This is a genomic window from Marinobacter sp. M-5 (genome assembly GCF_032911545.1).
Classification (GTDB): domain Bacteria; phylum Pseudomonadota; class Gammaproteobacteria; order Pseudomonadales; family Oleiphilaceae; genus Marinobacter; species Marinobacter goseongensis.
This window is the reverse complement of the sequence record NZ_JAWJEK010000002.1, coordinates 531,952-551,488: the sequence shown is the minus strand read 5'-3', so window position 1 is coordinate 551,488 and position 19,537 is coordinate 531,952. Positions and strand designations below refer to the sequence as shown.

The 19,537-nt window shown below is 61.6% G+C and carries 16 protein-coding genes; 9 read left to right on the top strand and 7 right to left on the bottom strand.

Annotated features, from left to right (window positions below):
* The gene (locus R0125_RS11835; RefSeq protein WP_248181765.1) at positions 1 to 204 is read left to right on the top strand and encodes a DUF3185 family protein; all 204 of its coding nucleotides are present in this window, start codon (positions 1 to 3) and stop codon (positions 202 to 204) included.
* 8 nt (positions 205 to 212) lie between these two features.
* Here the strand turns inward: R0125_RS11835 and R0125_RS11830 are convergent, their stop codons facing one another.
* Positions 213 to 2,012: a PAS domain S-box protein gene (locus tag R0125_RS11830; protein WP_317238303.1), complete on the bottom strand. Its 1,800-nt coding sequence runs from the start codon at positions 2,010 to 2,012 to the stop codon at positions 213 to 215.
* 283 nt (positions 2,013 to 2,295) lie between these two features.
* On the opposite strand from R0125_RS11830, the gene R0125_RS11825 reads away from it, so the two are divergent.
* Positions 2,296 to 3,471, top strand: coding sequence for a type III PLP-dependent enzyme (locus R0125_RS11825; protein ID WP_317238302.1), 1,176 nt, complete (start codon positions 2,296 to 2,298; stop codon positions 3,469 to 3,471).
* On the opposite strand, the gene R0125_RS11820 is transcribed toward R0125_RS11825, so the two are convergent.
* Genes R0125_RS11820 through R0125_RS11800 form a run of 5 tightly spaced genes read right to left on the bottom strand, consistent with a single transcriptional unit; the run spans position 3,434 to position 10,080 of the window.
* Positions 3,434 to 5,512 (bottom strand): site-specific recombinase, encoded by a 2,079-nt coding sequence (locus R0125_RS11820; protein ID WP_317238301.1) that lies wholly within the window; start codon positions 5,510 to 5,512, stop codon positions 3,434 to 3,436. The two genes, R0125_RS11825 and R0125_RS11820, sit on opposite strands and share 38 nt — an antisense overlap.
* 42 nt (positions 5,513 to 5,554) lie before the next feature.
* The gene (locus R0125_RS11815) at positions 5,555 to 6,778 is read right to left on the bottom strand and encodes a CynX/NimT family MFS transporter (protein ID WP_317238300.1); all 1,224 of its coding nucleotides are present in this window, start codon (positions 6,776 to 6,778) and stop codon (positions 5,555 to 5,557) included.
* Positions 6,779 to 6,789: 11 nt separating this feature from the next.
* A complete protein-coding gene (locus R0125_RS11810) occupies positions 6,790 to 7,185 on the bottom strand; it encodes an ectoine synthase (protein WP_248181760.1) in 396 nt (131 codons plus the stop codon).
* Positions 7,186 to 7,235: 50 nt separating this feature from the next.
* Entirely contained in the window at positions 7,236 to 8,666 is a 1,431-nt protein-coding gene (locus tag R0125_RS11805) for a GTPase/DUF3482 domain-containing protein (RefSeq protein WP_317238299.1), read from the bottom strand.
* On the bottom strand, positions 8,659 to 10,080 hold the full coding sequence (locus R0125_RS11800; protein ID WP_317238298.1) for a DUF2868 domain-containing protein: 1,422 nt from the start codon (positions 10,078 to 10,080) through the stop codon (positions 8,659 to 8,661). The genes R0125_RS11805 and R0125_RS11800 overlap by 8 nt, the downstream gene beginning before the upstream one ends.
* Before the next feature lie 83 nt (positions 10,081 to 10,163).
* Between R0125_RS11800 and R0125_RS11795 the strand changes: the two genes are divergently transcribed.
* Positions 10,164 to 10,526 carry a DUF6164 family protein gene (locus R0125_RS11795; protein ID WP_248181757.1) on the top strand — a complete coding sequence of 121 codons (363 nt, stop codon included), beginning with the start codon at positions 10,164 to 10,166 and terminating at the stop codon, positions 10,524 to 10,526.
* Here R0125_RS11795 and R0125_RS11790 read toward each other — a convergent pair.
* Entirely contained in the window at positions 10,483 to 11,421 is a 939-nt protein-coding gene (locus tag R0125_RS11790; protein WP_317238486.1) for an alpha/beta hydrolase, read from the bottom strand. The genes R0125_RS11795 and R0125_RS11790 overlap by 44 nt on opposite strands.
* A 137-nt stretch (positions 11,422 to 11,558) precedes the next feature.
* Between R0125_RS11790 and R0125_RS11785 the strand changes: the two genes are divergently transcribed.
* The 6 genes from R0125_RS11785 (at position 11,559) to R0125_RS11760 (ending at position 19,302) form a co-directional block, all read left to right on the top strand.
* The gene (locus R0125_RS11785) at positions 11,559 to 13,004 is read left to right on the top strand and encodes a sigma-54 interaction domain-containing protein (protein WP_410797622.1); all 1,446 of its coding nucleotides are present in this window, start codon (positions 11,559 to 11,561) and stop codon (positions 13,002 to 13,004) included.
* 326 nt (positions 13,005 to 13,330) lie between these two features.
* A complete protein-coding gene (locus R0125_RS11780) occupies positions 13,331 to 14,383 on the top strand; it encodes a TRAP transporter substrate-binding protein (RefSeq protein WP_317238297.1) in 1,053 nt (350 codons plus the stop codon).
* 115 nt (positions 14,384 to 14,498) lie between these two features.
* A complete protein-coding gene (locus tag R0125_RS11775; RefSeq protein WP_248181756.1) occupies positions 14,499 to 15,137 on the top strand; it encodes a TRAP transporter small permease subunit in 639 nt (212 codons plus the stop codon).
* Positions 15,137 to 16,501, top strand: coding sequence for a TRAP transporter large permease subunit (locus R0125_RS11770; protein WP_248181755.1), 1,365 nt, complete (start codon positions 15,137 to 15,139; stop codon positions 16,499 to 16,501). Before R0125_RS11775 ends, R0125_RS11770 begins: the two co-directional genes overlap by 1 nt.
* 13 nt (positions 16,502 to 16,514) lie before the next feature.
* On the top strand, positions 16,515 to 17,294 hold the full coding sequence (locus R0125_RS11765; protein ID WP_317238296.1) for a 3-hydroxybutyrate dehydrogenase: 780 nt from the start codon (positions 16,515 to 16,517) through the stop codon (positions 17,292 to 17,294).
* A 16-nt stretch (positions 17,295 to 17,310) separates the two neighbouring features.
* Positions 17,311 to 19,302 (top strand): acetoacetate--CoA ligase, encoded by a 1,992-nt coding sequence (locus R0125_RS11760; RefSeq protein ID WP_317238295.1) that lies wholly within the window; start codon positions 17,311 to 17,313, stop codon positions 19,300 to 19,302.
* Positions 19,303 to 19,537: the final 235 nt, after the last annotated feature.

Genomic DNA, 19,537 nt, shown 5'->3' with positions numbered 1-19,537 from the left:
ATGGGCACAGCAAAAATCATGGGCGTGGTGTTGTTAGTGGTCGGCGTACTGCTGCTGTTTTTCGGATGGCAGTCGTCTGAGTCGGTCGGCGATCAGATCTCCGAGACGCTCACCGGCCGCTTCACCGATGAAACCATGTGGTACCTCATCGGTGGCGCTGCGGCGGTGGTGGCGGGTGCCTTTCTGGCGCTGGTAAAGCGCTGAGGATCGCGTCAGGCTCTTTTGGCCGTCGCAGAACTGGCACCCTTGACGTCGTCGTCGGCGACGGCGTTCAGTGTGCGGATGGAGGTTGCCAGGTCGCCAACCCGCTGGGTGGTTTCGGCCACCAGACGGTTGATCTCATCCGCCGACTGGCTGGTTCTCTTCGCCAGTTGCCGTACTTCGTCGGCCACCACGGCGAAGCCCCTGCCCGCTTCCCCCGCTCGGGCTGCCTCAATCGCGGCATTCAGCGCGAGAAGATTGGTTTGCCCGGAAATCTCGTTGATCACGCTGACAATTTTCGAGATCTCGTTGGAAGAGCTCAGCACCAGTGACATTTCACGATCGGTCACCTGGACCGCTTCCATCTTCGAGTTGATGTCGATGCCGTAGGTGACGATGTAGCGCACGTTGCCAGTGAAATCCGCAATCGGGCAGACGGTGGAATCAAACCAGTGCTCCGCGCCTCCGGCATTGCGGATACTGAAGCTCTGCTGGACCTGCTCACCGTTCAGAACCCGGTCGAAAACCTCTTTCCCGAGGATTTCCCGCAGGTTGCCGACGCGTTTGACCAGATCGTTTTCGCTGGCATCCCCCAGGTGCGACACCAGATAGTGGTTGGCCCGCACCAGTCTGCCCTCGAGGTCCCACTCACCCACCCCGTTGCTCTCACTGATCGCTTCGAAGCGGCGGGTGAACTCCAGGGATTGCTCTTTGGTCTGGGTGACGTTGGCCTGTATCGAAATATAGTGGGTCAGCTTGCCGCTCTCGTTGAACACCGGGTTGATCGCCAGTGACACCCAGTAGGGTTTCTGATCGCGGTCGTAGTTCAGAATTTCGTCGTAGAAGGGCTCGTTATTGCGGATTTTGGTGCGGATTTTCTCGACGGTTGCTTCATCGGTATGAGGACCCTGCAGCAGGTCGCCGGGACTTTTGCCCTGCACTTCGTCCAGATGGTAGCCGGTCAGCTGTGTGAAGCCGTGGTTGACGTACACAATGTGCCGGTTCGGATCGGTGATGATGACGGCGTTGTCGGTCTCATTGGCCACCATTGACAGCATCTGAAACTCGGCTCGGCGCGTCACCTCCTCGGTCACGTCTTTCAGGAACGCGGTGTAGAGAATGCGGTCGTCCAGACGGATCTTGGAAAGTGACAGCGAGGCCCAGCGTTTCTCGCCATTTCTGCGGAATACGGGTACCTCCCGGGTGGTGCCGACGATCTTGTCCACGCCCGTGCGGCGATTGGCGTTCACCAGATCGTCGTGCCGGGCCTGAATGTCATGGGGTACCAGCATTTTCACGTTCTGGCCGATCATTTCCGTGCGATCGTAGCCCCAGAGTTCTTCAGCCGCCGCGTTGGCGAAGGTGATGTTGTTGTCTTCATCAATGGTCACCACGGCGTCAAGTGCCTGTTCCAGTGTCTGATTGATGATCTCGCGGTTTGAACGCTCGGCTGAAATGTCGCGCACGAACGCGGTGTAGGTAATCGAGCGGCCCTGAACAACCTTGCTCAGCGCCAGGTTCGCCCACAACGTTGTGCCATCCTTGCGGGTCATCAGCACATCGCGACTGGTGCCGACGATAATGTCTTTGCCGGTTTCCCGGTTCTTCCCGATATAGCTGTCGTGTTCGCCCTGAATGTCGCGGGGTACCAGCATTTTCACATTTTGGCCGAGCACCTCGCTGCGCTGGTAGCCCCAGAGCTTTTCGGCGGCGGCGTTGAAGAAGGTGATGCAGTTTTTTTCATCGATACTGACGACTGCGTCAAGCGCTTGTTCCAGGACTTGTTTACGATCATTTTTCGCAAAAAACATAGATTGCCGCCGTCATGATGGGGTGTAAGTCTTAAATTAAAGGAGGTTTGCAGGTATTTCACAACTTCTTTTGTAGCTTTCTGCGACAGGATGTGTCGAAAGCCGGCGGCTTCGTTACGGTCGACACCAAAAACTCAATCTTGCCGGTGCCGATTTATGGGTAGATATGCGCATATCGGGGCCTATAAAAAAGCCCGATGATCGCGCCAATCCGGGGTACTTCAGTCAGGCTGAGGCGCCCCTTTTTTTATGCCGGTTTGCCCTCTGGAGGGAAACGCCATCCATGATCGAGTCTGCCAACGTTCATCTCGCTGATTATTACGATGCCGATACTTTTGCCCGTATCAAGGCCTTTGCGGACACCAAGGAAACGCCGTTCGTGGTGATCGATACGGCCACCATTGATCGCCAGTACGACCAGCTGGTGGAAGGTTTCCCGTACGCCAATGTGTACTACGCGGTGAAAGCCAACCCTGCGCCGCAGGTGTTGACCATGCTGCGTGACAAGGGCGCCAGTTTCGACATCGCATCCGTGTATGAGCTGGACAAGGTCATGGGTCTGGGTGTTTCCGCTGACCGCATCAGCTATGGCAACACCATCAAGAAGGCGCGGGACGTTCGCACCTTTTACGAGAAGGGTGTGCGCATGTTCGCCACCGACTCCGAAGCAGACCTGCGTAACATTGCCAAGGCGGCCCCGGGGTCGAAGATCTACGTGCGTATTCTCACCGAGGGCACGTTGACCGCGGACTGGCCACTGTCTCGCAAGTTTGGTTGTCAGACCGATATGGCCATGGATCTGCTGATTCTGGCCCGTGATCTGGGTCTGGTGCCTTACGGTGTGTCTTTCCACGTGGGTTCCCAGCAGCGTGAAATCGGCGCCTGGGATGCTGCGTTGAGCAAGGTCAAGGTCATCTTCGAGCGCCTGAAGGAAGAAGACGGCATCGAACTGAAGATGATCAACATGGGCGGTGGTTTTCCGGCCAACTACATTACCCGTACCAACGAGTTGAAGGTGTATGCGGAAGAGATCCGACGCTTCCTCCACGAGGACTTCGGCGATGACCTGCCGGAGATCATCATTGAGCCGGGCCGTTCGCTGATTTCCAACGCTGGCATACTGGTGAGTGAGGTGGTGCTGATTTCCCGCAAGTCCCGCACCGCGCTGCACCGCTGGGTGTTTACTGATGTGGGCAAGTTCGGCGGGCTGATCGAAACCCTCGACGAAGCCATCAAGTTTCCGATCTGGACCGAGAAAGTCGGTGAGGGCGAGGACTGCGTGATAGCCGGGCCGACCTGTGACAGTGCCGACATCATGTACGAGCACCACAAGTACCCGTTGCCGCTGAACCTGGCCATCGGTGACCGCATGTACTGGTTGTCTACCGGTGCCTACACCACCACCTACAGCGCGGTGGAGTTCAACGGTTTCCCTCCGTTGAAGGACTACTATCTGTAACGTCTGACGGAGGCTGCCCGGCCTCCGCTTCAGGTTCCGGATTGTTGTCCGGGATCGGCTCCGGACGTGGGTCCGCTGGCGGATAGAGCAAGGCCAGCGGGTTCTCCCGCACCACCTGAAACCAGGCCCGGATCAGTTTCGGGAAACTGGATATTCGCGTCCCCCTCGCCCGCAGCGCGACGTTGAGTGCCAGGGTGAAGCTCACCACCAGATTCACGCCCCCGATAAGCAACGCAAACCCGGTGAACATCGCAAACACTTCTACGCTCGGTATGAACACCGACATGGCATAGCCCACGTCGGCCGACGAAAATGCGACATGGCGAATATCGATGGGCAGGCCTGACAGATAGCCGATGTAACCGGTCACCCCCAGCAACACCCCGAAGACAAAATTGCTGATCAGCGCGCCGTAGTGCTCGTCCACGTAGCTGGCGAATTTTTCCCGCACGGACAGCGGCATTAATCGCCGCAACAGCGGATGCTGCCGCAAGCGGCCGGCCAGATCCAGATAGGCGGCGCGGTTGTCGAAATACCCCGCCACCAGCCCGGAAACGAACAGCCATACCCCGGCAATGGCGGCATACACCAGTGCCAGGCTCTGCCACGGGTGAATGCCGGCAAGCATGTAATCGTAGCGATTGGTACTGATCAGCGGCACACCCTCCAGGCGGGTGTAGCACCAGCCGATAGCGAAGGCCACCGTCAGCGCCACGGCGACATTACCCAGGATGGCCACAAACTGGGTGCGCCCCACCCGCACCAGCAGCTCGGCGAGTTTACGGGCATTGGCGCGGCCGTGCTCGCCCTGTTCCACCTTCTCGGCAATGCTGGCGGCGGTCATGGCAGGCTGCTTGGTGGCGACGGTGCAGTGGAGCATGTGAATCAGCATGAAGCCCAGTCCGTAGTTGAGGCTGACCCAGAGGGTCTCGATACCCTTGCCCAGCCCAAGCTGAAGAATCTGGATCTTGATCAGGGCCATGAACGCAATGATCAGACCGCCCCCGGCGCCGGACGCCAGCATCGCCTGATATTCACGACGGCTGCCGGCAATGTAGTGTTCACCGTGATCGCTGGCGTTTTCTGCGACACTGCGGGACATCAGCCTGAGGTTGTCCCGCCACAGGGTACGGACCCCGTGGCGCTCTGCGCTGGCCTGCACCAGGGTCTTGAACAACTCGATGGATCGGCGGGTGCGCTTGTCTTTGTCGGCGGGGTCGAGTATGTCCAGCAGGTGTTCTATGCGGGTCAGGGTCTGGCTCAGTCGTTCCAGCAGGTGGGTGAGCCCCATGGTGGAACCGGCGGTCACCGAGCGTCGCTGCAGGCGCGCGATCTCGTCCCGGCATTGCTCAATCAGCACCAGCGCGTGGTCGTGATCAAGATGGATCTCTGTGTCGTCCTGCAAACCGCGAACGTAGGACTGAACAAACGCCGCGAGTTCCCGTTGCAGGGCCACAAAAGCGGACTCGCGATCCACCACCCGGGGGTTGAGTCGCACGATGTTGGGCTCCAGCTCTTCCGCGGCGACCCAGATCGACAGCATCTCGATGGCATTGAGAATCTGCGTGCACACCCGTATGCGGGTGCGCTCCAGTGCCGGCGGTGAGAAGTGCCACAGGGTACCCAGCAGCTTCAGCAACGCCTCATCGGGCACTTCGTGGATCCAGGCTTCGTCACCTTTGCGATTGAACACCAGAAACAGCACATCCTTGACGTTATTTCGGTCGGCCGGGGCCGGATTCACCCGCTCGTACAGGCGCTCACTGATCTCCTTGAAAAAACCGCGGCGGGAGTAAAGCCCGAGGCCAGACAGCAACTGGAAGAACTGGGCATTGTCGAGCCAGTTCTGCAGTCGTGACGAGACCGCCAGGTGGACGTCGAGGCTCTCCGTCAACGCGGCTTCCAGCTGTTCCATGCGGGTCAGGGTGCTGTTGATGGTTTCCCGTGGGCGGGGGCGCACCCAGTCAATCACCAGCGACAGGGTTTTCAGTGCGCTGGTGTCTTCATCGGCCAGTTGGTTGATCAGGGCTGCCAGTGACACGGCGACGTCCTTGCGGTTGGATGGGTGAGGGAATCGGTTCAATCATACGCCGGGGTCTGGTGTTCCGGTTGTCGTTGGTGAGGCTTTTCGGGTCAGATCCAGGGTAAAAATCAGCGGCAGCACCAGAATACTGTACACCACCATGGTCACAACGGCGTGGCTGACGTTTCCGGTCCAGTCGGCAATCAGGCCACCGGCCATCGGCACCGCGAACGCCAGGGTATAACCCACCAGGAAATTGCCGGCAGACAGCTGACCGGTTTGCTCCGAGCTGACCAGCAGGGGTGGCAATGCCACCAGCAGAATCAGCAGGATACCCGCTACGAAACTCATCAGGGTGGCGCTGGCAATGGCCCACCAGCCGGGCAGCAGCAGCGTGCCGGTGGTGCCGGCGATGCTGATCACCGCCATGATCAGAATCAGGCTTCGGCGGCCAACCCAGGCGCGCGCCATCTTCAGCATCACCAGCGAAGCGGCCACCTGGGCCAGGTTGAACCAGAACAGCGATTCCGCCAGCCGGTCACCCTGCCCCCGCTGCTCCAGCAGGGCGCCCATGTAGGCATTGAGACCGAAGAACATGGAGCCGGACAGCCCCAGTAACAGCCCCACTTTCAGGGTCAACGGGTTCTTCCAGTCCGGTAGCCAGGCCACCTTGCGTACCGGTCGGGCGCGATCCCGTCTGGGCAGGAACAGCAACGCGGCCACCACCAGCGCGGGCAACGACCAGGCGATCAGGGTGGCGCGCCAGCTGTTGTCCAGTAATGGCATCAGAACGGGCAGGGTAATGCCGGCGCCAATAAACTCGCCCATCAGCATGCCGTTCATGTAAATGGCGGAGCCCACGGCCAGGTGATGGGGTTCGAGCCAGCGCGGTAACAAGGCTGGCAAGGCGGGCTGCATCATCGCAACGCCGAGCCCCATCACGGCACAGGCGAGCATCAGGGTGGTGGCGTCGGGAACCAGGCCACGGCCGGCGGAACCGATCACCATGATCACCATGGCCAGCGCGAGGGTATTGCGGGGACCCAGGCGGGAAATGGCCAGGGAACCGGGCATGGCGCCGACAGCCAGCATCAGGATCGGCAGAGTCGTGAGGGCGCCCGTCAGCGCCTGTGACAGTGCCAGTTCGTTACCGATGAACGGGGCCAGCGGGGGCGCGACCAGCACGGGTATGCGTAGGTAGACTCCGGCAAGCCAAAGCAGTACCGCCACCGGCAGCAGGCTGGCTGGCGGTGGCGGTAGGGTTGCGGCCTGGCGTTCAGCCACAGGGCCGCGAATCAGTCTTCGCTGGTGTCGGGCAGATAGGCGCCATCTTCGTCATGCACTTCGCGACCCGTCACTGGCGGGTTGAAGGAGCAGATCAGGCGCATGTCCTCGGTGCCGCCGCGCAGGGTGTGCTGGTCATGCTTGTCGAGCGCGTACAGCGTGCCGTCGGAAATCTCGTGGGTTTCGCCGGTGGCTTTGTCCGTGATACTACCGTTGCCGGCAACGCAATACACCGCTTCCAGGTGATGCTTGTACCAGAGATTGAGTTCAGCGCCGGCAGGGATAATGGTTTCGTGGAAAGAGAAACCCATGCCATCTTTTTTCAGCAGCATGCGGCGGCTGGTCCAGCCGGGGCCGGTGACTTCGCGTTCGGTACCGATGATGTCTTGCACTCGTACGATTTTCATCCGCATTCCTCATTGGGTGATGGAATAGCTTTACAGTATAAACATCTCCGTTACATCCGATTCAACCGCCAATCGTCGTAGATGGTCATCGCCTGCTCGATCGCCGCGATGAAATCCGCCCGCAGCCGGTCGTCCGGCGCACGCTGTTTGCGGCACCGTTCGAAGACTCGTTGTATGTCCTGCCGGCTCTTGCGGTCCAGGGTTTCCAGCCAGTGGCTGTCGGACGGTTCCAGGTCCAGCGGATCGCGGCCGGCGTGATTGCGGTGGCTGATATGCCACCAGTGGTCCACCGCTCGCCCGAGCACCACGTAGCCGAACTGGCTGTCCTGCACCGGGCCGAAGCTGGCGGTCTTCAGGCCGTTTTGCAGCGCGCCGATGTTCAGCGCCGGCAGTGCCAGGCGGTCGCCGTAGAAATAACTGCCCGCCGCGCCAATCAGGCCGCCTACCAGCGCGCCCGCGCCCAACGAGTGGCCCAGGGTCAGCGCATCAATGCCGGCGCCGCCAGCGGCACCGGCACCGAAGCCGGCGGTGGCCAGGTAGCGTTTGTTGACGGCCCACACCTTGCGGCTGTCTTCGCTGAACAGGTCATGCTCGTTGTGCCATTCCAGCTCCGCTTCCTGGCGCTGGATCCGGTTGTGCTGATAGAGATGCTCGACGGACACCCGCAGGGTTTGTTCCCGCTGCCGCTGCCGCTGGTACCAGCGCCGCCGTAACCCGTCTGCCAGGTTCTCGTCGCTGGTGCCGGCCACCTGGTTGAGGGTCAGGGTGCGTTTCTCCTGGAAGCTCATCAGGTCTTCCAGTGCCCGCGCGATCAGCGCTGCAGCCTGGCGTTTGCGCTGATCGCGCTGCTGGGCCAGAAACCGGGTGGCCTGCTCCAGCGGCCGCTCCCAGGCCGGTTCCAGCTGGCCAAAGGCCCGTAACAGGCCGAGATGTTGGTCGAACGGTGCACGAACGGCATTGAACTTGCGCACAACCTGGAAGAACTGGCCCAGCGCTGCCTGCCAGGTGTCACTGTAGTCGTCAGGCCCGATGCTGTTGATCAGCGCCAGGCTCGGACGACCGGTCCAGCGCAGGATGGTCATTTCCGCTTCATGCTCGGCGCTGTAGGGTACCGAGCCGTCCACCACATAGATAATACCGGCACCCTTGATCAGCGGTGCCAGCAATTCGCACTCGTCGTTGAAGCGGGGATTGTCCCGGTGCTGGGTGACAAAGGCGGCCACGGTTTCCGCCCGGTCCGAGGCCGACACGCTGTGGGCCTCCAGCCAGGCCAGCACCCGGCGCGGCCGCTGGAAACCGGGTGTGTCCACCAGGGTGTAGAGCGTTTGTCCATCCACCGTCAGCGGGTAGTTCTGGCGCTGTCGCGTGGTGCCGGGCTCGAGCGCAATGGCAATGGCGTCGTTCTGTGACAGGGTGGCCACCACGCTGGATTTGCCCTTGTTGGGGTGGCCAACCACCGCAAAGACCGGGGCGTTATCCATGGCTCTGGTCTTCCCGGCCGTAGGGGTTGCGTTGTGTCAGTTGCGGCTGGCTGATACCGACAAACCCGTGACCCAGCCGTTCGGCAAACCGCAGCCATTGCTGTATCTGGTGCGCGGGTGGCTCGCCCACACCGGAGGCGGCCAGGGGCACAATGGCCACGTGGCTGGCGGCCGGCCAGTGCTCCTGCGCCTGCTGAAGAAAATCCTGGAGTTCACCGGTGGGTGGCTCCCAGCTGCGGGTGACCAGAATCACCGCGGGTCGTGAAATTTGCTGCAGATGCGTCGCCACCGTTGCCAACGCATGGGCGTCGTCACTGAGCGAGGCGCGACCGCCGGCCTTGAGCACCACCGTATCCGGGCCCCGGAGGGCGTCTGGCAACTCCGGCTCGCCGGCACCGGCCCAGCAAATCACGGTGTCACTTTCTGGCAACGGCCGGAGTTGATTGTCGGTGGCAGTATCCGGCTGGTGTTCGGCATCGTTGTGGGCGTTGCCGGTTTCCAGTGTCGGTGTTTCCATGCGGTACCGCAGGGCAGTCTGCCCCGGGTGCTGGCGCAACAGCCGGCGCGCGCGCTGATGGAGTTGGAGCTGGGTGATGGCGACCAGGGCCAGGCGCAGCAGAATCGCATAATACAGCCAGACCATCGCAACGAAAGGCCACCAGGCGCCGAGCGTTGCGGGATTGACCTCTCCCGCTCCGCCGCTGGCGCGAAAAAAGCGGGTGGCCTCAACCAGGGCCGCATCCGGGAATGCCGCTGGCCAAAGCCCCTGCCATGGCGCGGCGATGGTCTGCACCAGCGCAAGAAAACCCGCGTTTTCAGTGTTCAGTGTGGTACTCCAGCCAAACGCCAGATCTTGCAGAACGACCATTACCAGCAGCGTGAACAGTCCGCTGACGCCGAAAGCGAGGCCGCCGCAATGGGCAGCACGGGCCATCAACTGGGGTTGAAGTTTACGCAGGGCACCAGACAGTTGGGCGTGGCGTGAATCTGACAATCGCCTCAGCAGCGGGCGCCAGGGTTGCCAGCCGGCCAGGCACTGGACGCTGGTGAGCACGGCCAGCAGGCCCTGCAGCAGCACGAATCCCAGAATGACGGTGATATTGATGCGCTGACCACCGTCGTAGAACAGCAGGCCGAGCATGGCAAGAAGCCCCATCACCGCGCCGACACCCATGAAACCCAGGGTGATGCGCCGCCAGCGCCGTACAAGCTGGTTGCCCACCGTCGGGCCGCCCGCGTCATTGAACCGATCCAGATAAGCCAGCCATTGGCGGGGACCGGGTTCGAGGCCGTCCTGGTGGCAGGTCAGGGCAAATTTGCGATCACGACGGTGCAGGAACGCCGGCGGCTGGTCCTGATCCCGGCGTACCCTGGCGTCAAAGTCCATTAACAGGCGGATGGGGCTTTCGGTCATTCAACATCCCGGTGGCAAGTTCGGTCGATTGTCCCTGTGAATGCTAGGATATAGGGATTCCCGCTGCCGATACCAGACATACCATGCCCCATCACCTGATGAATCTTCGCCATGTACCCGATGACGAAGCCGATGAAATCCGCGAGTTATTCGAAACCCACGGTGTGCGCTATTACGAGACGCCGCCCAGTCGCTGGGGTATCAGCATGGGCGGGTTCTGGGTGCACGATAACGACGAGGCCAGCCGCGCCCGGGCGTTGCTGACGGAGTATCAGCAACGCCGGCTGGCACGGCAGCGGCAGGAGTACGAGCAGCGTCTGGCCGAGGGCAGAACCGGCGGCTTCTGGTTCCGGCTGCGGGAAAAGCCGGTCACAACGCTGGCGGCCTGCCTGGCCATTGTGGTTATTGCGGCGTTGAGCCTGCTGCCGTTTGTGCGGATTGGCTAGTCATTGCCCTGGCGGAATGTCGTAACAGGAAATCGGTGGCGCGGTCCACGGCGTTCCCGGAGGTCAGAAAGCTGGTGAGGTGGCCCCGCAGGTGCATCTCATAAAACTCGTTTTCAATACCGTGGTTGTCCAGCTCGTCTCTCAGCCAGCGCGCCTGTTTGGCGGGCACCAGCATGTCCATGGCGCCGTGAAACAGGAAGAAAGGGGGCGCGTTGTCGGTCACATGGGTAATGGGTGACGCCTGGTTGTAGACCTCCGGCAGGTCCGGTTGCTCGCCGCCCAGGAACTGGCGGATCAGTTTGCCGGAGCCAAACGCCCGCAGATCGGCGGGAATGCCGCCTGCCACGACCGCGATCGGTCGCGTGTCCGGCCCGCCGTGAGGCGCGTTGAGTTCGCTGTCGGAACTGGCCACCAAAGCCATCAGCGCCACCAGATGCGCGCCGGATGAAAAGCCAAAGGCGCTGATGCGGCCAGTGTCCAGATCGTACTGGCCAGCCTGGTCGTGGAGCCAGTGCATGGCCAGCTGCAGATCATGAAGTTGCGCCGGGAAGGTGTGTTCCGGTGCGAAGCGGTAATCAATGTTCAGCACGGCAAAGCCGCGGCTGGCGAGATCTTCGGCGATGCCGCTCATGTCTGCCCGGGAGCGTCGCTCCCAGCCACCGCCGTGCACCAGAAGCACCGTCGGGTTGCCACCGGCCCGGGCTTGCGAGGGTCGATAAAGATCCGCGTTCAGCTTTTCCGGCCAGTGGTCTGGTGTGTAGGTCAGGTTTCTGGTCACATCATAACCGGTGTCCGGCCAGGCCGGTGCGGCTTTATCCGGCGCGCCATGGTGAGAGGCACACCCGGACAGTCCAACGAGAGCCATCAGGATCATCAACGGGGTTTTCGGGAACATCCTTATCAAGGCATCGATCCTCGGCAGCAGTGATTAACCTGTATCTGTACGTGAAAACGGGTGCGGCGGATGCCTGTTTGCTGCGGAAACGGTGGAAGTGTCCCGGATTCAGGACAATCGCTGCAGGGTTTTGTACCATGCAGGATACTCTCGATTGCGGTAACCGGACCATGAAGCAGCTCTTCAGTCAGAACAACAAGAATGGCTTGACCCTGGATCTGATCGAGGCCCTGTTCCCGATGTTCGAGGAGGCCAGCGCCGGCGCCATTGCGGTGGATCGTGACTGCCGGATTACCTGGATCAACGCCAGTTATGCCGGCCTGCTGGGCCTCGATGAGCCGCCGGCGGTCATCGGCCGCTACGTGCGGGATGTGATTCCGCACACCCGCATGCCCGAGGTGGTGGAGACCGGCAAGCCGCTGCTGCTGGATATCATGGAGCACCAGCAACAGCAGCTGGTGGTGACCCGCCTGCCGTTTTTTGACGATGCCGGTGAAATTCTCGGTGCGGTGGCGTTTGTGCTGTATGACGACCTGCAACCGCTGACGCCCCTGGTCAGCAAATACCGACGCCTGCACCAGGACCTCGCCGCCGCGCGCAAGGCACTGGCCAAAAAAGCCCGGGGTACCCGCTACAGCCTGGGAGACTTCGTCGGCGCCAGTGCGGCGGCGCTGGAGGTCAAGCGCCGTGCCCGCCTGGCCGCCGGTCGCGACATGCCGGTGCTGCTGTTGGGTGAAACCGGCACCGGCAAGGAGGTATTGGCACAGGCCATTCACACCGTGTCGGCGCGGGCCGACAGGCCCTTTGTGGGGGTGAATGTGGCGGCCATTCCCGACAATCTGCTGGAAGCCGAATTCTTTGGCGTGGCCCCCGGTGCCTACACCGGCGCAGACCGCCGCAGCCGTGAGGGCAAGTTCCAGCTCGCCAATGGCGGCACGCTGTTCCTGGATGAAGTGGGTGATATGCCGTTGCCGTTGCAGGCCAAACTGCTACGGGCTTTGCAGGAAGGTGAGATCGAGCCACTCGGCTCCAACAAGGTGATAGCCGTGGATGTCCGGGTCATTGCTGCGACCAGTCGCAATCTGGAAGCGATGATGGCCGAGGGCAGCTTTCGTTCCGATCTGTATTACCGGCTCAACGTGCTGGAGATCCCGATTCCGCCCCTGCGGGAGCGGCTGGCGGATCTGGGTGTGCTGTGTGAGGCGCTGTTGGAGGATATCTGCAATGGCGTGGACATCCGCGGCGAGATCACCGACGCCGCGGTTTCTGCGCTGGGCAGCTATGACTGGCCGGGTAATATCCGCGAGCTCAGGAATGTGCTGGAGCGTGCGCTGACCATGGGCGAGGAAAGCGGCCTGCTGGACGCGGACGCCATCTTCAAGGTGCTGCCACGCACCGGATCCCGCCCCCAACCCGGCCTGTCGTCACGGCCAGTGCGGCCACTGGCCCGGGTCATGGCCGAGGCCGAGGGCCAGGCGATCGAATCCGCGCTGGTGGCGTCCCGGGGCAATCGTACCCGCGCCGCGAAGCTGCTGGGCATTTCCCGTTCGGTGTTGTACGAAAAGCTCTCCAGAATGTCCTGAGTTCCGGACACCTGTTCCGGGATCAGGACAATCACCTACGACCTAGGTCTTACTGTGTCCGGAATTCCGAACGGTTCGGTCATCATCCGGACTTGCATGACTCTCCTAATATGCTGATTTTACGTATTTTTCTCCGGCTGGCATGACGCCTGCTAATTCCCCTGTGCAGGACGTCAGAACAACGCAGTTAACAAGACTGGCGCTCAACGTTGGACCCACAATTTGTCTGTCTGTCTCGTTTTCTGCGATGTCTGACTACACTCAGACCAGGACCTTCAGTCCCGAACTGGCGGCCGGAAAAAACAACAATGTTAGGAGACATGCCAATGACACTCTTCAAGGCGCTCGCCGGAATCACCGGTGCGATTGCCCTGTCCACCGGATCGGCATTCGCGGATGACCTTCGCTGGAAAATGCCCGTTGCCTTTGCCACCAATCTTCCCGGCCTGGGTTCGCCTGCCGCCTGGGTTGCAGACAATCTCACCACCGCCTCTGATGGCAGCATTCAGGTTCGTGTGTATGAGCCCGGCAAGCTGGTGCCACCGTTCGACATTCTTCAGGCCGTATCGGACGGCAAGGTAGAGGCAGGCTACACCTGGATCGGTTACGACCAGGGCAAGGTGCCGGCCATTCCCCTGTTCGCCGCCGTCCCTTTCGGTATGAAGCCCTGGGCCTACACTGCCTGGTATTACTACGGTGGCGGCCACGATATGCTGCAGGAAGTCTACGCCAACAAGGGTTTTGATGTGCATGCGCAGCTGTGCGGTATTATCGGACCGGAGACCGCGGGCTGGTATGCCGAGCCCATCAAGACACTGGAAGACTATAAAGGCCTGAAAATTCGCTTTGCGGGCCTGGGTGGCAAGGTGCTGGAAAAGCTGGGCGCCTCGGTCACCATGATGCCCGGCGGTGAGCTTTACCAGGCACTGGAAAAAGGCACCATCGATGCCACCGAATTCTCCATGCCCGCCATCGACCAGATCCTTGGCTTCAACCAGGTGGTCAAGTACAACCTGTTCCCGGGTTGGCACCAGCAGTTCACCGCCCAGTACATGCTGATCAACAAGGATCAGTGGGACAAGACCACCGACGCACAGAAAGCGCTGGTTGAGGCCTCCTGTACGGCGGCAACAACGCTTGGTCTGGCCGAGGGTGAATACAAGAACGGCAAGGTCCTGGCCGAGTTCCAGGAAAAAGGCGTTCAGGCGGATCAGATCCCCCGTGACGTTCTCAAAGAGCTGCAAGCGGTTACCGAGGAAGTGCTGAAAGAAGAAGCGTCCAGGGATGCCGATTTCAAGCGTGTCTACGAAAGTCAGAACGAGTTCCTGGAAACCTACGAGGTCTGGGATACCCGCGCCTACGTGCCTTCGGACCTGTAAGGTCGGGGCCGCGCCCGAGACACCGGATCGGGTCCGGTGCTCTCTGATCAAGTCTGGATGGCCCTTCGGGGCCATCCTTGTTTCATCATCGGCTTTCTGAGCGAGGAACGGGTTTATGACGGTGTCTGGTAACGACTCACCGCAGCCGGCGCGGCCATCCATGTCCGCCACCGACGAATTCCTTCACCATCACACGGAGCTGCCAACCACCCGGCTCAGCCAGGGCATGGACCGGATGATTGCGGCCATCGGCAAGAGTGCTTCCTGGCTCTGGCTGGTGGTGACCGGTGTGATTATCTATGCCGTGGTTGGCCGCTATGCCTTTGGTCTGGGCTCGGTGACGCTGGAGGAAGTGCAGTGGCATCTGGCGGGTGCCGGCTGGCTGCTGGGACTGGCCTACACGCTGGTGGTGGACGACCACGTCAGGGTGGATGTGATTCATGAGCGTCTGTCTCTCAGAGGCCAGGGCTGGGTGGAACTGTTGGGGCTGTTGTTCCTGCTGTTGCCGTTTCTGGGGCTGGCGATCTACGAGATGGTGCCTTACGCCTACAGCTCCTGGCAGCAGGGCGAAACCAGCCAGGCACCGGCGGGGCTGCCCTACCGCTGGATCCTCAAGGCCGTGCTGGCTGTGGCGTTCATGCTTCTTGCGCTGGGAGCGCTGTCTCGCCTGCTGAAAGTGACTGCCCTGCTTTTTGGCTTTCCGAAGCCGATCCGGACCGGGTCCGGGCATAACAAGAACGAGGATGTGTCCTGATGGAGTTAGAAACCCTGTTTGTGATCGGCATGTTCCTGACTTTCGGGGCACTGCTGATGACCGGTTATCCGGTGGCCTGGGTGTTGGGTGGAACGGCCGTTATCTGGACCCTGGTTGGTGTGGTCGCGGTTGAAAACTTCGGTGCCAATCTCTGGTTTGATTACCCGTCCTCCATGGGGCTCGTACCCGAGCGCATTTGGGACGTGGTAAATAGTGAAACCCTGGTTGCCCTGCCGATGTTCATTTTCATGGGCATCATGCTCGATCAGTCCGGCGTGGCCGAGCGACTGATGAACAGCATGGTCAAGCTGTTCGGGGCGGTACGCGGTGGTTACGCCGTCACGGTGGTGGTGATCGGTGTCTTGCTGGCGGCCACCACCGGCATCATCGGCGCCTCCGTGGTGCTGTTGGGCATGCTGTCGCTGCCGGTAATGATGGAGCACAAGTACGACAAGGGCTTTGCCGTGGGCACGGCGTGCGCCACCGGCACTCTGGGCATCCTGATCCCGCCGTCCATCATGCTGGTGCTGATGGCCGACCGGCTGGCGGTGCCCGAAGCGTCCGTAGGTGATCTGTTTATGGGGGCGTTTCTGCCCGGCCTGCTGCTGGGTGCCATGTATGTAGCTTATGTGATGATCCGCCCGCTGTTTCAGCCCCACATTGCGCCGGTGCCTGAGGGCACTCAGAAAGTGTCCTGGCGCATTGTCTGGGAAGTGGCCAAGGCCGTAGTGCCCACCGCGGCGCTGATTCTGGGGGTGTTAGGGTCGATTTTTGCCGGTGTGGCGACACCCACGGAGGCCTCCGGCGTGGGCGCGCTGGGTGCCCTGCTGCTGGCGCTTATGTCCGGTCGCCTGAGCCTGAAAGTGCTCAACTCCTCGATGCAGCAGACCACTCGCACCGCTGCGTTCATTTTTGCCATCTTTCTGGGCGCTACGGCGTTCTCGGTGGTGCTGCGGGGTCTGGGTGGTGACCAGGTGATCGAGAATGCTTTGCTGGGGTTGCCGTTCGGACCTTACGGTGTGGTACTGACCATTCTGTTTGCGGTGTTCCTGCTGGGCTTCTTCCTGGACTGGGTGGAAATCACGCTGATCATACTGCCGCTGGTGGCTCCGGTGGTGCAGGCCCTCGGATTCGACCTGGTGTGGTTCACCATCCTGTTTGCCATGTGCCTGCAGACTTCATTCCTGACCCCTCCGGTGGGCTTTGCCCTGTTTTACATCAAGGGTGTGGCGCCGCCGGAAATCGACGTGATGGACATCTACAGGGGGGTCGTTCCTTTCATCATCATCCAGTTGGTTGCCCTGGCCATTGTTTTCCTGGTGCCCGAGATTGCGACCTGGCTGCCCAGCGTGGCTTACGACTAAGGAGAGTACAATCATGCGTTTACACAACCGGATAGCCCTGATCACCGGGGCAGGTCGCGGGATCGGCCGCGCCATTGCCGAGCGGTACGGTCGCGAAGGCGCGCGGGTGGCGGTGGCCGACCTCACCCTGGAGAGTGCCCGGCAAGCCGTCGATACCATCGAGCAGGCGGGTGGCACCGCCATGGCGCTGGCCATGGACGTTACCGATGAGCACGCGGTGGAGGCGGGCGTTGCCGCCATTGTGGACCGCTGGGGCGGCCTCGACATTGCCCTGGCCAACGCCGGCGTCCAGCACATCGATCCGCTGCACAAACTGGCGTTTGCGGACTGGAGCAAGGTGATGAGTGTCCACCTGGACGGTGCGTTTCTGGTGACAAGGGCTGCGCTCAAGCAGATGTACGCCGGTGGTGGTGGCACCATGCTGTATATGGGGTCGGTTCACTCCCTGGAAGCCTCGCCATTGAAGGCGCCCTACGTGGCGGCCAAGCACGGCATGCTGGGCCTTTGTCGGGCCGTGGCGAAGGAAGGCGCCGAGCATGGCGTGCGCAGCAATATCATCTGCCCCGGCTTTGTGCGTACCCCGCTGGTGGACAAGCAGATCCCCGAGCAGGCACGGGAACTGGGCATTTCCGAGGACGAGGTCATCAGCAAGGTGATGCTGAAAAATACAGTGGACGGGGAATTCACGACTCTGGAAGATGTAGCGGAACTGGCGGTGCACCTGGCTGCCTTCCCGTCTGCGGCGCTGACCGGCCAATCCATCGTGGTCAGCCACGGCTGGCACATGCAGTAATCATCAGGAGAGACGGATGAGCAACACAGAACAGTCCCCGGTGGTCTGGTCCCCCTCGCAAGACACCCTGAGCCACTGCCGGATGGCGCGCTTCCGCAGCTGGCTGGAAGGCCAGGGCTTCGGGCCTTTTGCCGATTACCATGCCCTGCATCAGTGGTCCATCGACGAGTTGGAGACCTTCTGGGCGAAAGTCTGGCAGTATTGCGGCCTGGTCAGCGATACCCCGGCGGATCAGGTGCTGGGCAGCCGTGCGCTGCCCGGCGCCCAGTGGTTCCCGGGCATGAAAGTGAACTTTGCCGCCAATCTGTTGCGCCTGGCGAACGGCGAACACGCCGACCGTGAAGCGGTGGTTGCCTATTGCGAAACCCGCCCTGTGCTGCGCCGCAGCTACGCCGAGCTGAAAGCGGACGCCGGCGCGCTGGAAGCCTTCCTGCGGGCTAAAGGCATTGAACAGGGCGATCGCGTGGCCGGTGTGGTCACCAACGGCTACGAAGCCCTGGTCGGCATGCTGGCGGCGACCAGCCTCGGTGCCATCTGGAGCTCCGCCTCTCCGGATTTCGGCGTCGGCGCGATTCTCGACCGCTTCGGTCAGATCGAGCCATCGGCACTGATTGTGGTCAACGGTTACGGCTACGGCGGCAAGGTGTTTGCCCGCCAGACCGAGTTCGCCGAGCTGATCGCCGGGCTGCCAACATTGAAGTGCGTGGTCAGTGTCCAGCAGCTGCCGGAGCAAGCGCCCATCCCGGGTGCGCTGGTGACACCCTGGCAAGAGGCCCTCACCTTCGGTGCCGGTTCGGCGCCATCGTTCACGCCGTTGCCGCCTGATCACCCGGTCTACATCCTGTATTCCTCCGGCACCACCGGTAAACCCAAGTGCATCGTGCACGGTGCTGCCGGCCTGCTGGTCAACCACGCCAAGGAACTGATGCTTCATGGCGATGTGGGCCCCGAGGACCGCTTCCTCTATTTCACCACCTGCGGCTGGATGATGTGGAACTGGCAGGCTTCTGCTCTGCTGACCGGCGCGGCGGTGATCACCGTGGACGGCTCCCCCGGCTACCCGGACCTGAACTATTTATGGCAGCTGGTGGCGGACGAGAAGGTCACCCATTACGGCACCAGCGCCCGCTTTATTGCCGGTTGTCGCAAGGCGGAACTGGCACCGGCGCGCACCCTCGACCTCAGCGCCCTGCGCGTGGTGTTCTCCACCGGCTCACCGCTGTTGCCGGAAGACTACGACTGGGTCTACCGCGACGGTGCCCCCAACGCACTGCTGGGGTCAATCGCTGGCGGTACCGACATCTGCGGCTGCTTCGTGGGCGCCACCCCGCTACTACCGGTGCGCCGCGGTGAAATCCAGTGCCGCTTCCTCGGCGTTGACGCCGTAGCCTATGATGAGAGTGGTCAACCAGTCAGCAAAGGCCGGGGTGAACTGGTCTGTCGCCAGCCGCTACCGTCCATGCCGGTGAGCTTCTGGCAGGACCCGGACGACGAGCGCTACCGCGACGCCTACTTCAACACCTTCCCCGGTGTCTGGGCCCACGGCGACTACATTGAATTCACCGAACATGGCGGTGCCATTATCTATGGACGCTCTGACGCCACCCTCAACCCGGGTGGCGTCAGAATTGGCACCGCAGAAATCTACCGTCAGGTGGAAACCGAAGCCGCAGTGAAAGACAGCCTGGTTGTTGGCCGCCAGATCGACGGCGACGTGGAAGTCGTGCTGCTGGTGGTTCCGGCTGACGGCGAGACCCTCGGTGAGGACCTGGTCAAGCGACTGAAAACCCGCATCCGCGAGGGCGCCAGCCCGAGACACGTGCCCCGGCATGTGATTACCGTGCCAGACGTCCCCTACACCCGCAGTGGCAAGAAGGTGGAACTGGCGGTCGCGCGGTTGATCAACGGCTCCGCCCGCAGTGACAACCGCGATGCCATGGCCAACCCGGAAGCGCTGGATCAGATTCGCCAGAGCCTGGCGGAGGCAGGTTTGTTGCCGAAGACATAATCGGAGGGCGCTTCGTCGGATTACGCCTATGGCTAATCCGACCCACGATGTCAGGACGGCGCCCCCTCCCGGGTCTCTCAAGGAGTGCGGGCGGGGGGAATTCCCAAAACAGTCAGGAAAGCCCCGCTTTCCGTTTTGGGTGTTCCCTCCGCCCACACTCCGAGCCACCCGTTCCGAGCCACCCACTCCGAGCCCGCCGGAGAGGCCCCCGTCGCAAAAGTCCGAAAGTTTCGTA

Excerpts from the sequence above, each read along its gene's own strand:
- R0125_RS11760 (WP_317238295.1), top strand. The coding sequence starts at position 17,311 with ATGAGCAACACAGAACAGTCCCCGGTGGTCTGGTCCCCCTCGCAAGAC.
- R0125_RS11785 (WP_410797622.1), top strand. The coding sequence starts at position 11,559 with ATGCAGGATACTCTCGATTGCGGTAACCGGACCATGAAGCAGCTCTTC.
- R0125_RS11835 (WP_248181765.1), top strand. The coding sequence starts at position 1 with ATGGGCACAGCAAAAATCATGGGCGTGGTGTTGTTAGTGGTCGGCGTA.
- R0125_RS11770 (WP_248181755.1), top strand. The coding sequence starts at position 15,137 with ATGGAGTTAGAAACCCTGTTTGTGATCGGCATGTTCCTGACTTTCGGG.
- R0125_RS11775 (WP_248181756.1), top strand. The coding sequence starts at position 14,499 with ATGACGGTGTCTGGTAACGACTCACCGCAGCCGGCGCGGCCATCCATG.
- R0125_RS11765 (WP_317238296.1), top strand. The coding sequence starts at position 16,515 with ATGCGTTTACACAACCGGATAGCCCTGATCACCGGGGCAGGTCGCGGG.
- R0125_RS11825 (WP_317238302.1), top strand. The coding sequence starts at position 2,296 with ATGATCGAGTCTGCCAACGTTCATCTCGCTGATTATTACGATGCCGAT.
- R0125_RS11830 (WP_317238303.1), bottom strand. The coding sequence starts at position 2,012 with ATGTTTTTTGCGAAAAATGATCGTAAACAAGTCCTGGAACAAGCGCTT.
- R0125_RS11795 (WP_248181757.1), top strand. The coding sequence starts at position 10,164 with ATGCCCCATCACCTGATGAATCTTCGCCATGTACCCGATGACGAAGCC.
- R0125_RS11810 (WP_248181760.1), bottom strand. The coding sequence starts at position 7,185 with ATGAAAATCGTACGAGTGCAAGACATCATCGGTACCGAACGCGAAGTC.
- R0125_RS11780 (WP_317238297.1), top strand. The coding sequence starts at position 13,331 with ATGACACTCTTCAAGGCGCTCGCCGGAATCACCGGTGCGATTGCCCTG.
- R0125_RS11800 (WP_317238298.1), bottom strand. The coding sequence starts at position 10,080 with ATGACCGAAAGCCCCATCCGCCTGTTAATGGACTTTGACGCCAGGGTA.
- R0125_RS11790 (WP_317238486.1), bottom strand. The coding sequence starts at position 11,421 with ATGTTCCCGAAAACCCCGTTGATGATCCTGATGGCTCTCGTTGGACTG.
- R0125_RS11805 (WP_317238299.1), bottom strand. The coding sequence starts at position 8,666 with ATGGATAACGCCCCGGTCTTTGCGGTGGTTGGCCACCCCAACAAGGGC.